The organism is Pseudomonas sp. SWRI68 (assembly GCF_014269165.1).
GTDB lineage: Bacteria > Pseudomonadota > Gammaproteobacteria > Pseudomonadales > Pseudomonadaceae > Aquipseudomonas > Aquipseudomonas capeferrum.
On sequence record NZ_JABWRU010000001.1, the window covers coordinates 556,947 to 575,095 of the forward strand.

Annotated in this window: 19 protein-coding genes; 10 read left to right on the plus strand and 9 right to left on the minus strand. The window is 63.9% G+C overall.

The window, feature by feature from the left end; genetic code table 11:
- Window positions 1-42 precede the first annotated feature (42 nt).
- Both HU770_RS02505 and HU770_RS02510 read right to left on the minus strand, forming a co-directional pair.
- On the minus strand, window positions 43-537 hold the full coding sequence (locus HU770_RS02505; RefSeq protein WP_186654522.1) for a SprT family zinc-dependent metalloprotease: 495 nt from the start codon (window positions 535-537) through the stop codon (window positions 43-45).
- Between the two features lie 140 nt (window positions 538-677).
- Window positions 678-1,277 (minus strand): Yip1 family protein, encoded by a 600-nt coding sequence (locus tag HU770_RS02510; protein ID WP_033700838.1) that lies wholly within the window; start codon window positions 1,275-1,277, stop codon window positions 678-680.
- A gap of 262 nt (window positions 1,278-1,539) precedes the next feature.
- Between HU770_RS02510 and ttcA the strand changes: the two genes are divergently transcribed.
- Both ttcA and HU770_RS02520 read left to right on the plus strand, forming a co-directional pair.
- On the plus strand, window positions 1,540-2,364 hold the full coding sequence (gene ttcA, locus HU770_RS02515) for a tRNA 2-thiocytidine(32) synthetase TtcA (protein ID WP_033700837.1): 825 nt from the start codon (window positions 1,540-1,542) through the stop codon (window positions 2,362-2,364).
- Between the two features lie 4 nt (window positions 2,365-2,368).
- Window positions 2,369-3,040, plus strand: coding sequence for a DNA-3-methyladenine glycosylase I (locus HU770_RS02520; protein ID WP_186662982.1), 672 nt, complete (start codon window positions 2,369-2,371; stop codon window positions 3,038-3,040).
- Between the two features lie 30 nt (window positions 3,041-3,070).
- Here HU770_RS02520 and HU770_RS02525 read toward each other — a convergent pair whose 3' ends face one another.
- Genes HU770_RS02525 through arsC form a run of 3 tightly spaced genes read right to left on the minus strand, consistent with a single transcriptional unit; the run spans window position 3,071 to window position 4,432 of the window.
- Complete coding sequence (locus HU770_RS02525; RefSeq protein WP_186654529.1) at window positions 3,071-3,484, minus strand: DUF2069 domain-containing protein; 414 nt, start codon at window positions 3,482-3,484, stop codon at window positions 3,071-3,073.
- Window positions 3,477-4,082 carry an NAD(P)H:quinone oxidoreductase gene (gene wrbA, locus HU770_RS02530; RefSeq protein ID WP_033700833.1) on the minus strand — a complete coding sequence of 202 codons (606 nt, stop codon included), beginning with the start codon at window positions 4,080-4,082 and terminating at the stop codon, window positions 3,477-3,479. Before wrbA ends, HU770_RS02525 begins: the two co-directional genes overlap by 8 nt.
- Complete coding sequence (gene arsC / locus HU770_RS02535; protein WP_033700832.1) at window positions 4,079-4,432, minus strand: arsenate reductase (glutaredoxin); 354 nt, start codon at window positions 4,430-4,432, stop codon at window positions 4,079-4,081. The genes wrbA and arsC overlap by 4 nt, the downstream gene beginning before the upstream one ends.
- Window positions 4,433-4,517: 85 nt before the next feature.
- On the opposite strand from arsC, the gene HU770_RS02540 reads away from it, so the two are divergent.
- On the plus strand, window positions 4,518-4,982 hold the full coding sequence (locus tag HU770_RS02540; RefSeq protein ID WP_033700831.1) for a TlpA disulfide reductase family protein: 465 nt from the start codon (window positions 4,518-4,520) through the stop codon (window positions 4,980-4,982).
- Between the two features lie 33 nt (window positions 4,983-5,015).
- Here the strand turns inward: HU770_RS02540 and HU770_RS02545 are convergent, their stop codons facing one another.
- Genes HU770_RS02545 through HU770_RS02560 form a run of 4 tightly spaced genes read right to left on the minus strand, consistent with a single transcriptional unit; the run spans window position 5,016 to window position 9,680 of the window.
- Window positions 5,016-5,420 (minus strand): META domain-containing protein, encoded by a 405-nt coding sequence (locus HU770_RS02545; protein WP_186654544.1) that lies wholly within the window; start codon window positions 5,418-5,420, stop codon window positions 5,016-5,018.
- Complete coding sequence (locus HU770_RS02550) at window positions 5,417-5,854, minus strand: hypothetical protein (RefSeq protein ID WP_186662983.1); 438 nt, start codon at window positions 5,852-5,854, stop codon at window positions 5,417-5,419. The genes HU770_RS02545 and HU770_RS02550 overlap by 4 nt, the downstream gene beginning before the upstream one ends.
- 31 nt (window positions 5,855-5,885) lie before the next feature.
- A complete protein-coding gene (locus HU770_RS02555) occupies window positions 5,886-6,875 on the minus strand; it encodes a 2-hydroxyacid dehydrogenase (RefSeq protein WP_186654546.1) in 990 nt (329 codons plus the stop codon).
- A gap of 48 nt (window positions 6,876-6,923) precedes the next feature.
- Entirely contained in the window at window positions 6,924-9,680 is a 2,757-nt protein-coding gene (locus HU770_RS02560) for a response regulator (protein ID WP_186662984.1), read from the minus strand.
- A 195-nt stretch (window positions 9,681-9,875) separates the two neighbouring features.
- Between HU770_RS02560 and HU770_RS02565 the strand changes: the two genes are divergently transcribed.
- The 7 genes from HU770_RS02565 (at window position 9,876) to HU770_RS02595 (ending at window position 18,131) form a co-directional block, all read left to right on the plus strand.
- Entirely contained in the window at window positions 9,876-10,592 is a 717-nt protein-coding gene (locus tag HU770_RS02565) for a response regulator transcription factor (protein WP_186662985.1), read from the plus strand.
- 3 nt (window positions 10,593-10,595) lie between these two features.
- Window positions 10,596-11,993: a sensor histidine kinase gene (locus tag HU770_RS02570; RefSeq protein WP_186662986.1), complete on the plus strand. Its 1,398-nt coding sequence runs from the start codon at window positions 10,596-10,598 to the stop codon at window positions 11,991-11,993.
- Between the two features lie 87 nt (window positions 11,994-12,080).
- Window positions 12,081-12,980 carry a cysteine synthase CysM gene (cysM, locus tag HU770_RS02575; RefSeq protein ID WP_186662987.1) on the plus strand — a complete coding sequence of 300 codons (900 nt, stop codon included), beginning with the start codon at window positions 12,081-12,083 and terminating at the stop codon, window positions 12,978-12,980.
- Window positions 12,981-14,339, plus strand: a complete 1,359-nt coding sequence (gene rlmD / locus HU770_RS02580) for a 23S rRNA (uracil(1939)-C(5))-methyltransferase RlmD (RefSeq protein WP_186662988.1) — start codon at window positions 12,981-12,983, stop codon at window positions 14,337-14,339. It abuts the gene before it with no gap.
- 96 nt (window positions 14,340-14,435) lie between these two features.
- Entirely contained in the window at window positions 14,436-16,676 is a 2,241-nt protein-coding gene (gene relA / locus HU770_RS02585; protein WP_033700819.1) for a GTP diphosphokinase, read from the plus strand.
- A gap of 57 nt (window positions 16,677-16,733) precedes the next feature.
- A complete protein-coding gene (gene mazG / locus HU770_RS02590; protein WP_095064094.1) occupies window positions 16,734-17,567 on the plus strand; it encodes a nucleoside triphosphate pyrophosphohydrolase in 834 nt (277 codons plus the stop codon).
- Between the two features lie 24 nt (window positions 17,568-17,591).
- Window positions 17,592-18,131 carry a DUF2058 domain-containing protein gene (locus tag HU770_RS02595; RefSeq protein ID WP_033700817.1) on the plus strand — a complete coding sequence of 180 codons (540 nt, stop codon included), beginning with the start codon at window positions 17,592-17,594 and terminating at the stop codon, window positions 18,129-18,131.
- Window positions 18,132-18,149: the final 18 nt, after the last annotated feature.

Genomic DNA, 18,149 nt, shown 5'->3' on the forward strand with positions numbered 1-18,149 from the left:
GCTGCTGAGGGAGGTGCTGTTTGCGGGGGAGGTCGGTGCGGGCTATTCGACGCGCGTCTCGCCGCTGTACACCAGAATCTCCCGGCAGCGCTTGCACAGGTACCGTCGCCCCTGGCGCACCAGCTTGTGCCGCTGTGCGGTAAACGGGAAATCACCTTGTGGGCACGGGCAGCGATAGATGTAGCGGGTTACCACGCGCCGTTGCACTTCATAGTTGTGGCAACGGTTGGGTGGCAGCTCATACACCCCACGCATGATCAGTTGCCACTCTTCGCCATGGGCCTGGATGCGCTCGCCAAACAGCTGGTGAGCCACCAGGTGCGCCACCTCGTGGGCGACGGTCTGGCGCAGGAAGTCTTCGTGGTTTTCGCGGTACAGCTGCAGGTTGAAGCGCAGCAGGTTCTCGTGCAGGTGGGCAACGCCGGCCTTCTGGCCGCGCAGTTTGAAGCTGACTTCCGGGCGCGGGAAGGGGCGTTTGAAGAAGGTTTCGGCTTGCTGGTAACAGGTTTCGACGCGTTGTCTGAGCAGCTCTGGCATGGCGGGGTAATTCTCCTTGCCGGGCATTATGCCGCAAGCCTTGGCGGCTTGCCGAGCCACCGGTCAGCGCACAGCCAGAGGCCGCCTTGCGGCGGCCTCTGGTTGATGCCCCAGTGTTGGTTGGATCTCGTTGGGTTGCTCTAGTTGGTGTAGACGGGCCCCACGCCCAGTCCCCAGATGATCACGGTCGCGGCCATGATCGCCACCAGTACCACAAGGCCTACCGCCAGCACCGAGCTGGAAAACAGGAAGCCTTCATCGGATGGAATGTTCATGAACGTCGGCAAGCCGACATACAACAGGTACACGGTGTAGCAGATGGCTGCAGTGCCGAGCAGCATGCCCAGCCACAGGTGCGGGTAGAGCGCCGCCAGGCCGCCGAGGAACAACGGCGTGGCGGTGTAGGTGGCGAAGGCAATGCACTGCGCCATGGACGGGTTGGCATCGTAGGTGCGCGCCATCCAGTGGATGAACGCGCCCATTACCGCCACCCCGGCGAGCATCGCCAGGTAGGACATGATGCTCATCCAGATAGCGCTTTCCATGGTCAGCATCACTGCCGGCCGGTCGCCAATCACCCAGCCGACCTGGGTGGTACCGATGAATGCGGAAACGGCAGGGATCGCCGCCAGGATCAAGGTGTGCGTCAGGTACATGTGGCTGATGGATTCTTCTTCGCCACGAATTTCCCGCCATTCCTGATCGGGATGGGTAAACAGCCCCACAACGTGATGAATCATGCCGATCACTCCTCTCAATGTTGCCAAACGCCCCCCAGATGGAGCGCAAGCGGCCCGAGGCCCGAACACCAATGCAAGCGGTAATGTGGCCTTATGTCGCAGTATAGGAAGCCGTTACCTGCACAAACCGCGCTTTTTAGAGCAAATTGCGCTGTAAGACCGCCTGCTGATTACCTTGAAGTCTTTATCGGAATGCCTACAGCGCCGCGCGGTTTGTGCGTAAAATAGCCGGCTTTTGTCACACCTCGCGGATCCAAGCGCTATGGGCACCCTCTCGGTCAACCAGAACAAACTGCAAAAACGCCTGCGTCGTCTCGCTGGCGAAGCCATCACCGACTACAACATGATCGAGGATGGCGACAAGGTCATGGTCTGCCTGTCCGGCGGCAAGGACAGCTACACCATGCTCGACGTTCTGTTGCACCTGCAAAAGGTGGCGCCGATCTCGTTCGAGATCGTGGCGGTGAACATGGACCAGAAGCAGCCCGGCTTCCCCGAGCATGTGCTGCCGGCCTACCTCAAGACCCTGGGCGTCGAGTACCACATCGTCGAGAAAGACACCTACTCGGTGGTCAAGGAACTGATCCCCGAAGGCAAGACCACCTGCTCGCTGTGCTCGCGCCTGCGCCGTGGCACCTTGTACACCTTCGCCGACGAAATCGGCGCGACCAAGATGGCGCTGGGGCACCATCGCGACGACATGGTCGAGACGTTCTTCCTCAACATGTTCTTCAATGGCTCGCTCAAGGGCATGCCACCCAAGCTGCGTGCCGACGATGGCCGTAACGTGGTGATCCGCCCGCTGGCCTACTGCAGCGAGAAGGACATCCAGGCCTACTCGGACATGCGCGAATTCCCGATCATCCCGTGCAACCTGTGCGGCTCGCAGGAAAACCTGCAACGCCAAGTGGTCAAGGACATGCTGGTGGAGTGGGAGCGCAAGCACCCGGGCCGTACCGAGAGCATCTTCCGCGCCATGCAGAACGTCGCGCCGTCACAGTTGGCGGACCGCAACCTGTTCGACTTCACCAGCCTGAAGATCGACGAAAGCGCCACGCCGCGTTTTCTCGACGTGCTGAATATCTGACCCCATGCGCGATTACCAGTGGCTGCATGAGTACTGCCTGAACCGCTTCGGCTCGGCCCAGGCCCTTGAGGCCTTTCTGCCGCAGCCACGCACGCCTGCGCAACTGCGTGGCATCAGTGACGATCGCTACCTGTCGACCTTGGCCCTGCGCGTGTTCCGCGCCGGGCTCAAGCACAGCCTGGTGGATGCCAAGTGGCCGGCATTCGAGCAAGTGTTCTTTGGCTTCGATCCGAACAAGGTGGTGCTGATGGGCGCCGAGCACCTGGAGCGGTTGATGCAGGACGAGCGCATCATCCGCCACCTGGGCAAGCTCAAGAGCGTGCCGCGCAATGCGCAGATGGTGCTTGATGTGGCAAAGGAGAAGGGCAGTTTCGGCGCGTTCATCGCCGACTGGCCGGTGACCGACATCGTCGGCTTGTGGAAGTACCTGGCCAAGCAGGGCAACCAGTTGGGCGGCTTGTCGGCACCGCGCTTCTTGCGCATGGTCGGCAAGGATACGTTTATCCCTACCGACGACATGGCCGCCGCGCTGATTGCGCAGAAGGTGATCGACAAGCAACCGACCAGCCAGCGAGACCTGGCCTTGGTGCAGCAGGCGTTCAACCAGTGGCACGAAGAGAGCGGGCGGCCGTTGTGCCAGTTGTCGGTGATGCTGGCGCATACCGTCAACCACTGAAATTGCGGGGGCTGCAAAGCAGCCCTGAACTCAAGCCCCTTCGCCCGCCAGGCGCCGCTCATGCTGGAACTTCCAGCGCACGAACAGCAACGCGCTGACGAACAGCCCCAGGCTCACGATCACCTCAATCCAGCCAAACACCGCCCGCGCCGGGTCGAACGCCGCCAGCACCCCCTTGATGAAGTAGATGTTCACCACAAAGCAGGTCCAGGCATGCGCCCGGGCACTGCCCGTGAGCATACCCGGCAGCAGCAACAGCAGCGGCACCAGCTCGACCGCCAGAATTACCTCGACCCGTGCCCCGTGCAAGTTGGCGAACCACAGGTTGTTCGCCACCAGCAACGCGATCAGCCCAAAAAAGCAGGCCAGGCTCAACGCCCGCGTCAGGCGCAGGCGCGGTGCCAGCCAGTCCAGCGGCGGCAACACCTTGGGCTTTCTAGCCACGCGCGGCCTCCAGGGCCTTGGCCGTGGTTGCCAGGCGTTGGCCGAGGGCGCGGCACAGGGTGATTTCGTGCTGATCGAGCTCACGCTTGCCGTCGGCACCGGCATGGTGGCTGGCGCCGTACGGTGTACCGCCGCCACGCGTTTCGAGCAATGCCGACTCGCTGTAGGGCAGGCCCATCACCAGCATGCCGTGGTGCATCAGCGGCAGCATCATCGACAGCAGGGTGGTTTCCTGGCCACCGTGCAGGCTGGCGGTGGAGGTGAACACCCCAGCCGGCTTGCCGACTAGCTCACCGCCCAGCCACAGGCTGCTGGTGCCGTCGAGGAAGTACTTCAGCGGCGCGGCCATGTTGCCGAAGCGGGTCGGGCTGCCCAGCACCAGGCCGGCGCAATGGCGCAGGTCGTCGAGGGTGGCGTACAGCGCGCCGCTGGCCGGGATGTCCGGGGCCACGGCTTCGCATTCGGTAGAAATCGCCGGCACCGTGCGCAGGCGTGCCTCCATACCGGCCATTTCGATACCGCGGGCGATGTGCCGGGCCATCTCGCTGGTGGAGCCATGGCGGCTGTAATACAACACCAGGATGAAGGGCTGGCTCACGGCAGGATCTCCAGCACCTTCTCCGGCGGGCGGCCGATCACGGCACGGTCGCCGGCCACCAGGATCGGCCGCTCGATCAGCTTAGGGTGCTGAGCCATGGCGTCGATCAGTTGCGCGTCGGTCAGGGCTGGGTTGGCCAGGTTCAGGTCCTTGTATTCGTCTTCGCCGGTGCGCAGCAGCTGGCGCGGGGCGATCCCCAGCTTGCCGAGCAGGGCTGCCAGGGTGGCGGTGTCCGGCGGTGTCTCGAGGTAGCGCACGATGGTTGGCGTCAGGCCACGGGCTTCGAGCAGTTCCAGCGCGCCGCGGGATTTAGAGCAGCGCGGGTTATGATAGAGCGTCAGGTCAGTCATGTCGGGTCGCATCCAGCTGGGTGTGGCGGCTATTCTAACCGCAGCGACTGAACCATTTGCTTGAAACTTCGAGAAGGATTGACCCATGGCAAGGCGTTTGGCAGCAGTACTGGCCATCACCGCGAGCCTTTTGCTCGGTGGTTGCGGTGCCGACTACGGCGTGGACCAACACGGCAACACGGTAAAGGCCGAGCAGATCGAGGGGCACTGGCTGGTGCTCAACTACTGGGCCGAATGGTGCGGCCCGTGCCGTACCGAAATCCCTGAACTGAACGCGGCGGCCAAGCAATGGGCAGCGGACGGTATCAAGGTGGTTGGGGTGAACTTCGATGGCTTGCAGGGCCAGGACCTGAAGCAGGCTGCCGACACCTTGGGCATCGGCTTTACCGTGCTGGCGCAGGACCCGGCCGAGCGTTATGAGCTGCCACGCAGCGAGGCGCTGCCGGTGACCTACATCATCGATGACAAGGGCAAGGTGCGTGAGCAACTGATGGGTGAGCAGACCCTGGAAGGGCTGCAGGCCAAGATCAAGGCGCTGAAGGGCGCTTGATGTAAATGGGGCTGCACAGCAGCCCCATTACCTTCAGCCTTCCTCAGGCCAGAACCGCAATGGCTTGCCCTCGGCCGGCCAGAAGCGCAACTGCTCCACCGGCGACACATCCCAGCGCTGTACGGTCTCCAGCGCCTGCAAGAAGCGTTTTTCCTGCTCCATCAGCGCCGGTGCGCACAGTTTGCGGGTTTTGCCGACCTTGCCGAAGCTCAGCTGCTCGCCGTCCAGCGTATAAGGTGCAAACCAGTGGTTGCAGCCACCATTGCCATACGCGCGACCATCACTGGCCAGGGTCAGGGTGAGGTGGCTGTAGTCAATCAGCGGGCGCTCGCCGATCCACTCCAGCACATAGCTGCGCTCCTGCTGCAGCTTCGACGGTTGCGCGGCGCAGCCGAGCAGGCTGGTGGCAATCAGCACGCCGGTCAGCAGATTTTTCACGCAGCGCTCTCCTGGCAACGCGGGCACAGGTGCTTTTCGCCACGGCTGGCCCAGCCCAGCTCAGCGATACGTGTGCTGGCAGCCGGTTGGCGGGCTTTCTTGCCCAGCTTGGCGTCCACCGCGAACTCGAAATCCAGCAGTGCGTCGCACTGGTCGCACGCGACCTGCCAGTTGAGGATTTCCAGTTCGTTGAACACCGGGCCGCTGGCCACGGCGACCCACTGGCCGCGCGGGTTGATCAGGTGTCGCACGCTTTCCACGGACAGGCGCATGGACAAGTCCTTGCTGCCCTTGAGGGTGACCAGCAAAGTGTCGCCCTTGTGCATCGAACCGCCGTTGCCGGTCACCTGATAGCGGCCGGGTACCAGGGAGCGGCACTCGATCAGGGTGTGTTGCGGGTTGAATAGGGTGTAGCGGAAATCGTGCTCGACCATGGGTCCTCCAGAAATGCCGCGTATCCTAGCATTAACCCAATACCAGATTCTGTGGATTGCCTGCCATCCAGCAGTTGATGTTGTCCAGCGTGGTGGTGGCGATGGCGTCCAGGGCTTCGCGGGTCAGGAAGGCCTGGTGGGCGGTGACGATCACGTTGGGGAAGGTCAGCAGCCGGGCCAGCACGTCGTCTTGCAGTGGCAGGTCGGAGCGGTCTTCGAAAAACAGCTGGGCCTCTTCCTCGTACACATCCAGGCCAAGGTAGCCGAGCTGGCCGCGCTTGAGCGCGTCGATCAGGGCCGGGGTGTCGACCAGGGCTCCTCGGCCGGTGTTGATCAGCATCGCCCCGGGTTGCAACTGCGCGAGGCTCTGCGCGTTGATCAGGTGCCGGGTGTGCTCGGTCAGCGGGCAATGCAGGCTGATGATGCGCGCTTCGCGCAGCAACTCGGGCAGTGCCAGGTAGCGGGCGCCGAGGGCCAGCAGCTCCGGGTTGGGGTAGGGGTCGTAGGCCAGCAACTGGCAGCCGAAGCCGGCCATGATGCGGGCGAAGGCAACGCCGATCTGGCCGGTGCCGACCACCCCGACGGTCTTGCCGTGCAGGTCGAAGCCGGTCAGGCCGTGCAAAGTGAAGTCGCCTTCGCGGGTGCGGTTGTAGGCCCGGTGCAGCCGCCGGTTGAGGGCGAGGATCAGGGCCACGGCGTGCTCGGCCACGGCGTGTGGCGAGTAGGCCGGTACCCGTACCACGGCCAGACCCAGGCGTTGGGCGGCGTTCAGGTCGACATGGTTGTAGCCCGCCGAGCGCAGGGCGATCAGGCGCGTGCCGCCCGCAGCCAGGCGCGCCAGCACCTGGGCGTCGAGTTCATCGTTGATGAAGGCGCAGACCACCTCGTAGCCATCGGCGAGGGGCGCGGTGTCCAGGGTCAGGCGGGCAGGCTGGAAGTGCAGGTCCAGTAAAGTGCCGGCGGCGGCCTGGGTAAAACTCTCCTGGTCGTAGTGCTGGCTGCTGAACAACAGGGCGCGCATGGTCGGGCTTCCTTTGCGAGGGGCTGGGTATTGTAGCCGCCTGGCCTGTCAGGCATTCAGGTGAGCCTGACAGGCCAGCCGATTGATCGCGCTGTCCAGCTCATCCAGTGCCTGCTGTGCAAGCGGATGCTCCTGTTTGAGCAAGGTCTCGCTGCGCTGGCATGCCGCCCGTAGTTGCGGCACGCCGCAATAACGCGAAGCGCCGTTGAGGCGGTGTACCTGCTCGATCAGCGTGGTGTGATCGTGCGCTTCACGCGCAGCGCGTATCGCCTCGCGATCGGATTCCAGCGACGCCAGCAGCATGGCCAGCATGTCGGCCGCCAGGTCGGGCTTGCCGGCTGCCAGGCGCAAGCCCTCCTCGGGGTCCAGCACCTTCAGTTCGTCACTGTTGGCCAGTTGTTCTGCCAGGCGTTCCTGCTGTGGCATGCCAAGGCTCAGGCCGGTCCACTTCATCACCACCTGGGCCAACTGCCGCTCGCTGATCGGCTTGGTCAGGTAGTCATCCATGCCAGCATGCAGCAGGGCGCGTTTCTCGTTGGCCATGGCATGCGCGGTGAGGGCGACGATCGGCAGCGGGCTGCCGTTCTGGGCGTTTTCCCACAGGCGGATCTGCTCGGTACAGGCGCGGCCATCCATGCCGGGCATCTGCACGTCCATCAGCACCAGGTCGAACGGCTCGTCCTGTACTGCCTGCACCGCCGCGTAGCCATTGTCCACCGCCAGTACCTCGGCACCGAGGTCTTCGAGCAGGGTCTGCACCAGCAGCAAGTTGGCCGCATTGTCATCAACGCAGAGGATCTTCGGCTGGCGCTGGCCGCTGTGGACGTTTGGCTCGCCGAGCGGGCGACGTGGCTGCACCAGCTCCAGCAGCAGCCGGCGCAACTTGCGCGTACAGGTCGGTTTGGACAGCAACTGGCCATGCCCATTGGGCAGGTAGGGGTGATACAGCGCCTGCTCGGTGGTCGGGCACAACACCACGCATTGGCATTGGTAGCGCTCAAGGTGCAGGTGATATTCCCCGAGCTGCTCTGGGGTGAGGTTGCCCAGGTTGGCGCCGAGCACTGCGAAGTCGAACGGGTGGCCAGCTTGATGGGCGGCCTGCACGGCATGCAGCAGTTGATCGAAAGAAGCGAACAGGCTGACGCTCAGGCCGCAGTCCTCAAGCTGGTGCTCCAGTGCCTGGCGCGCCAGCTCATGGCTGTCGACGATGGCCGCGCGCCGCCCCAGCAGCGGTTGCAGCGGCAGGTCTTCGGCATCGTCGTGGGCCTTGGGCAGGTTGAGGCTGATCCAGAACTGCGAGCCTTCACCCGGCGTGCTGTCGACGCCGATCTCGCCGCCCATCTGCTCGATCAGGCGCTTGGAAATCACCAGGCCCAGGCCGGTGCCACCGGGCTGGCGAGCCAGCGAGTTGTCGGCCTGGCTGAAGGCCTGGAACAGGGTGCGCACATCCTGCGGAGACAAGCCGATACCGGTGTCCTGCACGCTGATGCGAAGCTGTGCGCTGTCTTCGCGTTCGTCCTCGAGCATGGCGCGCACGACGATCGTGCCTTCGCGGGTGAACTTGATGGCGTTGCTCACCAGGTTGGTGAGGATCTGCTTGAGGCGCAGTGGGTCGCCGACCAGTGAAGACGGGGTGTCACGGTAGATCAGGCTGAGCAGTTCGAGCTGCTTGGCGTGGGCGGCAGGGGCGAGGATGGTGAGGGTGTCCTGGACCAGGTCGCGCAGGTTGAACGGAATGCTGTCGAGCACCAGCTTGCCGGCCTCGATCTTGGAGAAGTTGAGGATCTCGTTGATGATCCCCAGCAGGTTGTCGGCGGACTTCTCGATGGTGCTCAGGTAATCCAGCTGGCGCGGCGTCAGTTCGCTTTTCTGCAGCAGGTGGGTGAAACCGAGGATGCCGTTGAGCGGGGTGCGGATCTCGTGGCTCATGTTGGCCAGGAACTCCGACTTGATCCGGCTGGCCTCCAGGGCTTCCTTGCGGGCCATGTCCAGCTCGATGTTCTGGATCTCGATGGTTTCCAGGTTCTGGCGCACGTCCTCGGTGGCCTGGTCGATGCTGTGCTGCAACTCTTCATGGGCACTGTGCAGGGTCTCGGCCATGCGGTTGATGCCGCGGGCCAGCTCGTCCAGCTCATGGCTGCCCATGGCCGGCAGGCGTTCGTCGAGGTGGCCGTCCTTGAGCTGATTGACCGTGTGCTTGATGCGTTTGATCGGGTCGTTGATGGTGCGGCTCATGCGCAGGGCCAGCAGGCCACTGAGGGCCAGGCAGGCGAGGATCAGCAACAGGCTGGTGAACAGGTTGCGGTAGCCCCGCAGCAGGGTGCCGTCATGCGACAGTTCGATTTCGACCCAGCCCAGCAGGCGTTCGGCCTCGGCTGGCACCGCATCGGTGGCCAGGTCGCGGTGGTGGCCGAAGACCGGCATCAGGTAGCGGGTGGCATCATTGCCGGTGCGTTGCAGCAACTGGGTGCCGGTGCCGCCGCTTGGCGGCTGGTTGAGCATGCTCGGGCCGGCATGGGCCAGGCGCGTGCGGTCCGGGGCAAGGAAGGCAACGGCGCGCACATCGGCTTGCTCCAGGGTCTGTGCGGCAATCCGCTCCAGTTGCGCGGGCGCCAGGCGGGCCATGGCGGGCGCAGCCAGTGGCGCCAGTTGCTCGGCGATCATCTTGCCGCGTTGCAGCAGCTGGGTGCGCAAATCGCTTTGCTGCAACCAGGTGAAATAACTGCCCAGTACCAGCGCCATCAGGCCGGCAGGCAGCAGGGCCAACAACAGGACCCGGCTTCTGATTCCCAAACGATCGAGCACACTTGCCTCCTGTCATGTGCCTGGACGCCGTCAACCGCGTGACGGACCAAGCCGGGAAGTTACTCCGCCTGTTCCGGTATTGCACTCATTTGTCTGTCTTTTCGTGGCCTTGGCAAGGCATTGGTCGCAGGGCGGTTGCTTACAGCCGAGCGGATGCTCAATAATTGCGCAATTGAGAATGCATGGCAGTTGCTAATGAATCCCGTAGCTATTCACACCTCCAACATCCTCGCGATCGAGGATGACCCGGTGCTGGGCGCCTATCTGCACGAAGAGCTGCAGCGGGGTGGTTTCCAGGTGACCTGGTGCCGCAATGGCCTCGAAGGCCTTGAAACGGCAGGCCGTCAGGCCTTCGATGTGGTGCTCATGGACATCCTGCTGCCTGGGCTCAACGGCCTGGATGCACTGGCCCAGTTGCGCCTGCGCAGCGCCACGCCGGTAATTCTGATGTCGGCGCTGGGCGCCGAGGCCGATCGTATCAGCGGTTTTCAGCGGGGCGCCGACGACTACCTGCCCAAGCCCTTCAGCATGGCCGAACTGCAGGTGCGCATCGAGGCGATCCTGCGGCGTGTGGCCCTGGAGCGGCGTCATCAGCCGCAGCAGGAAGCCGTTTCAGGCGGTTTGCAGTTTGACGAAGCGCTCAGCGATGTACGGCTCGAAGGGCGCCTGGCCGGCCTCACCCCGAGCGAATACCGGCTGCTCGAGATCCTCAACCGCAACCTGGATGAGGTGCTGAGCAAACCCTTCCTTTATCAGCAGGTTCTGCAGCGGGGTTACTCGCGGCATGATCGCAGCCTGGACATGCACGTCAGCCAGATTCGCCGCAAGCTCAAGGGCATCGGCTACCAGGAGCGGCAGATCCGCACCGTCTGGGGCAAGGGCTACGTGCTCAGCGCCAGCGAAATGGAGTAGGCCATGCTCGACCGCCATTCACTGTTCTGGAAGCTGGCCATTCTGTTGGTGGGCTTCTGCCTGCTGATGATCGGCCTGAGCTACACCTGGGGCCGGCACATGGAAACCCAGAACGCCTTCCTTTCCGAGCCGGCGCGGCAGTTGCTGCGCGGCTACGCGGCCGAGGCCGAACGGGCCTGGCGCAGCGGCGGGCGAGCAGGGCTGGACCAGTGGGTGGGCGAGATGCACCAGCGCGAGCGCGGCTGGGTCGGCGTGCTCGACAGCAACCTGCGGCCGCTCGACAGCGCCACCCTGCGCCCCGATATCATGCAAAGGCTGACGCGCCTGCGCAGCGTCGACTGGCCCATGAGCCGGCGCAGTGTCGACCAACCTTGGCTGCGCATTCCATTCCCGGGGGCGCCGGAGCAGGGCATGCTGGTGATCGAGCTGCCCGAACGCCTCAACCCCGGCCAGTACCGCGTACTGTGGCGGGTGGTGACCAACGGCATCATCCCTGGCCTGTTCACCCTGCTGCTGTGCGTGGGCCTGTACCGCATGCTGATCGTGCCGCTCAACCAGTTGCGTGAGCAGGCCAATGCCTGGCGCGCCGACCAACTGTCGGCGCGCCTCGACCCGCGCACCATCGCCCGGCATGACGAGCTTGGCGAGCTGGCCCGGGCGTTCGACCAGATGGCCGACCGGCTACAGGGCACCGTGGCCCTGCAGCAGCAGATGTTGCGCGACCTGTCCCACGAAATGCGCACGCCGCTTAGCCGGCTGCGTGTGGCCTGTGACGGCGAAACCGACCTGCAGGGCCTGCGCGAGCGGCTGGCGCGTGAGGTGGACTGCATGCAGCAACTGGTCGAGGGCACCTTGCAGCTGGCCTGGCAAGACGCCGAGCGCGCGCCGATGAACCTGGAGCCGATCCAGGTCCAGGCGCTGTGGGACCTGCTCGCCGAAGATGCCAGTTACGAAAGCGGCTGGTCACCCGCGCGGCTGCGCTGCGAACTGCCCGCCAGTTGCTGGGTGCAAGGCAACCTCAATTACCTGGCCCAGGCGCTGGAAAACCTGCTGCGCAATGCCATCCGTCACTCGCCGGCCGACGGCCAGGTGCGCCTCGGCGGGCAGCGCGAGGGCAACCACTGGTGGCTGTGGCTGGAGGATGAAGGCCGGGGCGTGGCCGAGGAGGACCTGGAACGGATCTTCGCGCCGTTTTCCCGGCTGGATGGTTCGCGCCCCGGCGACGGCGGGTTCGGCTTGGGGTTGAGCATTGCCCGCAGCGCCATCCAGCGCCAGGGCGGGACCTTGTGGGCGGAGAATGGCAAGCGGGGCCTGCGCTTGTGGATGCGCCTGCCCGCGCATGAACCCGTTGGCCGCGAACAGGACGACAAGCGGCCGCAGCGCACCGCTTATAGCGTGTAGCTATATGCATCACAGATTGCGTGATATGGCCGGGAAAGGTTTGCCGGTATGATAGGCGCCCCTGCCGTCCGGATTGTGAAATACGCCATGACCTTGCAGTACCCAACCATCGCCGATTGCGTCGGCAATACGCCCCTGGTTCGCCTGCAGCGCATTGCCGGAGAGACCAGCAACACGCTTCTGCTCAAGCTCGAAGGCAACAATCCCGCCGGCTCGGTCAAGGACCGCCCGGCGCTGTCGATGATCTCCCGCGCCGAACTGCGCGGCCAGATCAAACCTGGCGACACGCTGATCGAGGCCACCTCGGGCAACACCGGCATCGCCCTGGCGATGGCGGCAGCGATCAAGGGTTACAAGATGATCCTGATCATGCCGGACAACTCCACCGCCGAACGCAAGGCCGCCATGACGGCCTACGGCGCCGAGTTGATCCTGGTGACCAAGGAGGAGGGCATGGAAGGTGCCCGTGACCTCGCCGAGAAGCTGCAGGCCGAAGGCCGCGGCCTGGTGCTCGACCAGTTCGCCAATGGCGACAACCCGATCGCCCACTACAACAGCACCGGCCCGGAGATCTGGCAGCAGACCCAGGGCAACATCACCCATTTCGTCAGTTCCATGGGTACCACCGGCACCATCATGGGCTGCTCGCAGTACCTCAAGGAGCAGAACCCGGCGGTGCAGATCATCGGCCTGCAGCCGATGGAAGGCTCGGCTATCCCGGGCATCCGTCGGTGGCCGGAGCAATACCTGCCGAAAATCTTCGACGCCAGCCGCGTGGACCGCGTGGTTGACATGTCGCAGCAGGAAGCCGAAGACATCACCCGCCGCCTTGCCCGTGAAGAGGGCATTTTCTGCGGCGTGTCTTCCGGCGGTGCGGTCGCGGCGATGCTGCGCCTGTCTCGCGAGGTGGAAAACGCGGTAATGGTCGCAATCATCTGCGACCGTGGTGACCGATACCTGTCCACTGGCCTGTTTGACCCGAGCTAAATGTCCAAGAAGAAAAGCAACAGCGGCCTGCGCTTCCAGCCAGCCGGTGGCAACCGTAGCCCTCAGGTTCCCGTGGGCAAGAAACAGCGCCTGGATATCGAGCGCCTGGCCGGTGACGGCCGTGGCATCGCATTCCATGAAGGGCGTACCTGGTTCGTCAGCGGCGCGTTGGCCGGTGAGGCCGTCGAGGCCCGCGTGCTCAATGCCCGCGGCAAGGTGGTGGAGGCGCGCCTGGAACGCGTGCTGCAGGCCAGCCCCGAACGGCGCGAGGCGCCGTGCCGGCACTATGCCCGCTGTGGTGGCTGCAACCTGCAGCATTTGCCCCACGAAGGGCAACTGGCGCTCAAGCAGCGCACGCTGGCCGAGCAACTGCAGCGGGTTGCCGGCCTACAACCCGAAGCATGGGCCGCCCCGCTGAGCGGGCCGGAATTCGGCTACCGACGCCGGGCGCGGGTAGCCGTGCGCTGGGACATCAAGGCGCGTCAGCTGGAAGTCGGCTTCCGTGCCGAAGCCAGTCAGGAGATCATTTCCATCGACGAATGCGCGGTGCTGGTACAGCCCTTGCAGTCGATTCTGCGTCACTTGCCGACCGCCTTGCGTGCGTTGAGCAAACCGCAGGTAATCGGCCATGTCGAGCTGTTCAGCGGCACTGCCGAAGCCGTGCTGGTACGCCATGTCGCGCCGCTGGCGGAAGATGACCTGGCACGCCTGCAGGCATTTTGCAGCGAGGCCGGGGCGCAGCTCTGGCTGCAGGGTGAAGGTGAGCCGGCGCCCGTGGATACGGCCGCGAAACTGGGCTTTGCCCTTGAGCCCTGGCAGTTGGAACTGGCCTGGCGCCCCGGCGACTTCGTGCAGGTCAACGCGCAGGTCAACACGGCGATGATCGAGCAGGCCCTGGCCTGGCTCGCACCCACGGCCGACGAGCGTGTGCTGGACCTGTTCTGCGGCCTGGGCAACTTTGCCCTGCCGCTGGCCCGCCAGGCCCGTGAAGTGGTGGCGGTGGAAGGTGTACAGGCCATGGTCGATCGGGCTGCGGCCAATGCCCGAAACAACAATGTGCATAACGCACGGTTTTTTCAGGCCGATTTATCGCAGCCTTTGGCAGGTGCCGAATGGGCCGCCGAAGGCTTTTCTGCGGTACTCTTGGATCCACCGCGCGACGGTGCTTTCGAGGTGGTGCGAGATATCGCCCGCCTCAAGGCCAAGCGGCTGGTCTACGTATCGTGCAACCCGGCCACGCTGGCGCGAGACGCCCAGGTGCTGGTCGGTCAGGGGTACCGGTTAAAAAGGGCCGGGATTCTCGACATGTTTCCTCAGACGGCGCATGTCGAGGCCATGGCGTTATTCGAGGCGGGCTAGCAGACTGGCCCGTTGGTGGGGTTGCCAGGGAATGGCGGCCGCACAGTGGAAGCCTGCGTACCCGCGTGGTGCGCTGTATGGAAAGGTAAAACAAAGATGGTACAGGTGAGAGTGCACCAGCCGGTCAACACCGACGGCAGTATCAATCTCGAAGCATGGCTGGATCATGTGGTAAGCGTCGATTCGGCCCTGAATCGCGCGGAACTCAAAGAAGCCTGCGAGTTCGCTCACGAAGTCGAGAGAAAGGGTAACCCTGCCAAGCATTCCTGGGCCGACGGTACGTCCAGCTTCCAGGCGGGCCTGGAGATCGCCGAAATTCTCGCCGACCTCAAGCTCGACCAGGATTCGCTGGTAGCGGCCGTCATCTATCGCTCGGTGCGCGAAGGCAAAGTGACCTTGGCCGAAGTCAGTCAGCGCTTTGGGCCGGTGGTGTCCAAATTGATCGACGGCGTGCTGCGCATGGCGGCCATCAGTGCCAGTCTCAGCCCGCGCCAATCGTTGGTGCTGGGCTCCCAGGCGCAGGTCGAGAACCTGCGCAAGATGCTCGTGGCCATGGTCGACGATGTGCGCGTGGCGCTGATCAAGCTGGCCGAGCGCACCTGTGCAATCCGCGCGGTCAAGGCTGCCGACGACGATAAACGCCTGCGTGTCGCGCGCGAAGTGTTCGACATCTATGCACCACTGGCTCACCGCCTGGGTATCGGTCACATCAAGTGGGAGCTGGAAGACCTGTCTTTCCGTTACCTCGAACCCGACCAGTACAAACAGATCGCCAAGCTCCTGCACGAGCGCCGGCTGGACCGCGAGCGCTTCATCAGCGACGTGATGAACCAGTTGCAGAACGAACTGCTGGCCACCGGCGTGAATGCCGATATCAGTGGCCGGGCAAAACACATCTATTCGATCTGGCGCAAGATGCAGCGCAAAGGCCTGGAATTCAGCCAGATCTACGATGTGCGCGCAGTGCGCGTGCTGGTGCCGGAGATCCGCGACTGCTACACCGCATTGGGCATCGTTCATACGCTGTGGCGGCACATCCCCAAGGAGTTCGACGACTACATCGCCAACCCCAAGGAGAACGGCTACCGCTCGTTGCACACGGCGGTGATCGGCCCCGAGGGCAAGGTGCTGGAGGTGCAGATCCGTACCCATGGCATGCACGAGGAAGCCGAACTGGGCGTGTGCGCGCACTGGCGCTACAAGGGCACCGACGTCAAGCCCAGCTCCAATCACTACGAAGAGAAGATTTCCTGGCTGCGCCAGGTGCTCGAGTGGCATGAAGAGCTGGGTGACATCGGCGGCCTGGCCGAACAGCTGCGGGTCGACATCGAGCCTGACCGGGTCTATGTGTTCACCCCCGACGGCCATGCCATCGACCTGCCCAAGGGCGCCACACCGCTGGACTTCGCCTACCGCGTGCACACCGAAATCGGTCACAACTGCCGCGGCGCCAAGATCAACGGGCGTATCGTGCCGCTCAACTACAGCCTGCAGACGGGCGAGCAGGTCGAGATCATCACCAGCAAACACGGCAACCCCAGCCGTGACTGGTTGAACTCCAACCTGGGTTACGTCACCACCTCGCGGGCGCGGGCGAAGATTGTCCATTGGTTCAAACTGCAGGCACGCGACCAGAACGTGGCGGCCGGCAAGACCTTGCTCGAACGTGAACTCAGCCGCCTGGGCCTGCCCCAGGTGGACTTCGAGCGCCTGGCCGAGAAGACCAATGTCAAGACCGCCGAAGACATGTTCGCCTCGCTGGGTGCCGGTGATCTGCGCCTGGCGCACCTGGTCAACGCCGCCCAGCAATTGCTCGAGCCCGAGCGCATCGAGCAGATCGAGCTGGTGCAACGCAAGCCCACCGGGCCGCGTACCGGCAAGCGCGGCGATATCCAGATCCAGGGTGTCGGCAACCTGCTGACGCAGATGGCCGGCTGCTGCCAGCCGCTGCCAGGCGATGCCATCGTCGGCTATATCACCCAGGGCCGGGGTGTGAGCATCCACCGCCAGGACTGCGCTTCGGTGCTGCAACTGGCAGGCAAGGAGCCAGAGCGGATGATCCAGGTCAGTTGGGGGCCGATCCCGGTGCAGACCTACCCGGTCGACATCGTCATCCGTGCCTACGACCGCCCAGGCTTGCTGCGTGACGTGTCGCAGGTACTGCTCAACGAGAAGATCAACGTGCTGGCGGTCAACACCCGCTCGAACAAGGAAGACAACACGGCGTTGATGTCGCTGACCATCGAGATTCCAGGCCTGGATGCGCTTGGGCGCTTGCTGGGGCGGATCTCGCAGTTGCCGAACATCATCGAGACGCGGCGTAATCGTACGCCTTGAGACTGGGGTGGCAGCTTCGCGGGTTCACCCGCGAGCAGCCACCACCGGAGGACCTTAATGACCTACACCCTCGAAGACCTGCTGCACCTCATGGCCCGCCTGCGTGACCCGCAACATGGCTGCCCGTGGGATTTGCAGCAGGACTACGCCAGCATCGTCCCGCACACCCTCGAAGAAGCCTACGAGGTCGCCGACACCATCGAGCGCGGCGATTTCGAGCACTTGCAGGGCGAGCTCGGCGACCTGTTGTTCCAGGTGGTCTACTACAGCCAACTGGCCCGGGAAGAGGGGCGTTTCGCCTTTGACGGGGTGGTCGACAGCATCACCCGCAAGCTGATCCGCCGCCACCCGCACGTATTCCCCACCGGCGAGCTGTACGCACCGGTGGGCACGCCCAGCCTGAGCGAGGCCGAGGTCAAGTTGCGCTGGGAACAGATCAAGGCCGAAGAGCGCGCCGAAAAGAGCGAGCCTGAACAGCTGTCGCTGCTCGATGATGTGCCTGCGGCATTGCCGGCGCTGTCGCGGGCAGCCAAACTGCAGAAGCGTGCGGCCACGGTCGGTTTCGACTGGCCTGACGCATTGCCGGTGCTGGACAAGGTCCGCGAGGAGCTGGATGAAGTCCTGCAGGCCATGGCCGACGGTGATGCCGATGCGCTACAAGACGAGGTCGGCGATCTGCTGTTCGCCACCGTCAACCTGGCCCGCCACCTCAAGCAAGACCCGGAGCATGCCCTGCGCCGCGCCAACCGCAAGTTCGAGCGACGTTTCCGCTTTATCGAACAGGCATTGCGCGACAGCGGTCGGCCCATCGAAGATTGTAGCCTTGACGCGCTGGATGCCCTTTGGGGTGAAGCCAAACGTCAGGAAAAGAACCTGCCCAGCTGCGGCTGAGCTGTTGCATAAGTGAGTGAATTCATGAGCCTTTCCCTTCGCGACCAATTGCTCAAAGCCGGTCTGGTCAACCAGAAACAGGTCTCGCAGACCAACAAAGCCGAAAAGAAACAAAAGCGCCTGGAGCACAAAGGCCAGGTCGAGGTGGATGACACCCAGCAGCGCCTCGCCAAGGAAGCCATGGCTGACAAGGCCAAGCGTGACCAGGAGCTGAACCGCCAGCAGCAGGAAAAGGCCGAGCAAAAGGCCCGCGCCGCGCAGGTCAAGCAGTTGATCGAAGCGACTCGCCTGCCCAAGCTCAACAGCGAGGACTACTACAACTTCGTTGACGACAAAAAGGTCAAGCGCATTGCCGTCAATGCCCTGATGCGCAGCAAGCTGAGCAATGGCTCGCTGGCGGTGGTCTCCTTCGCTGGCGGCTACGAGGTGATTCCGCGTGAGGCGGCGGTGAAGATCCAGGAGCGCGACCCGCATCGCGTGCTGCTGCTCAACACCCACGTCGAAGAGGCCAACGAGGATGACCCTTATGCGGCTTACAAGATCCCTGACGACCTGATGTGGTAAGCATGACAAACCCCGCCT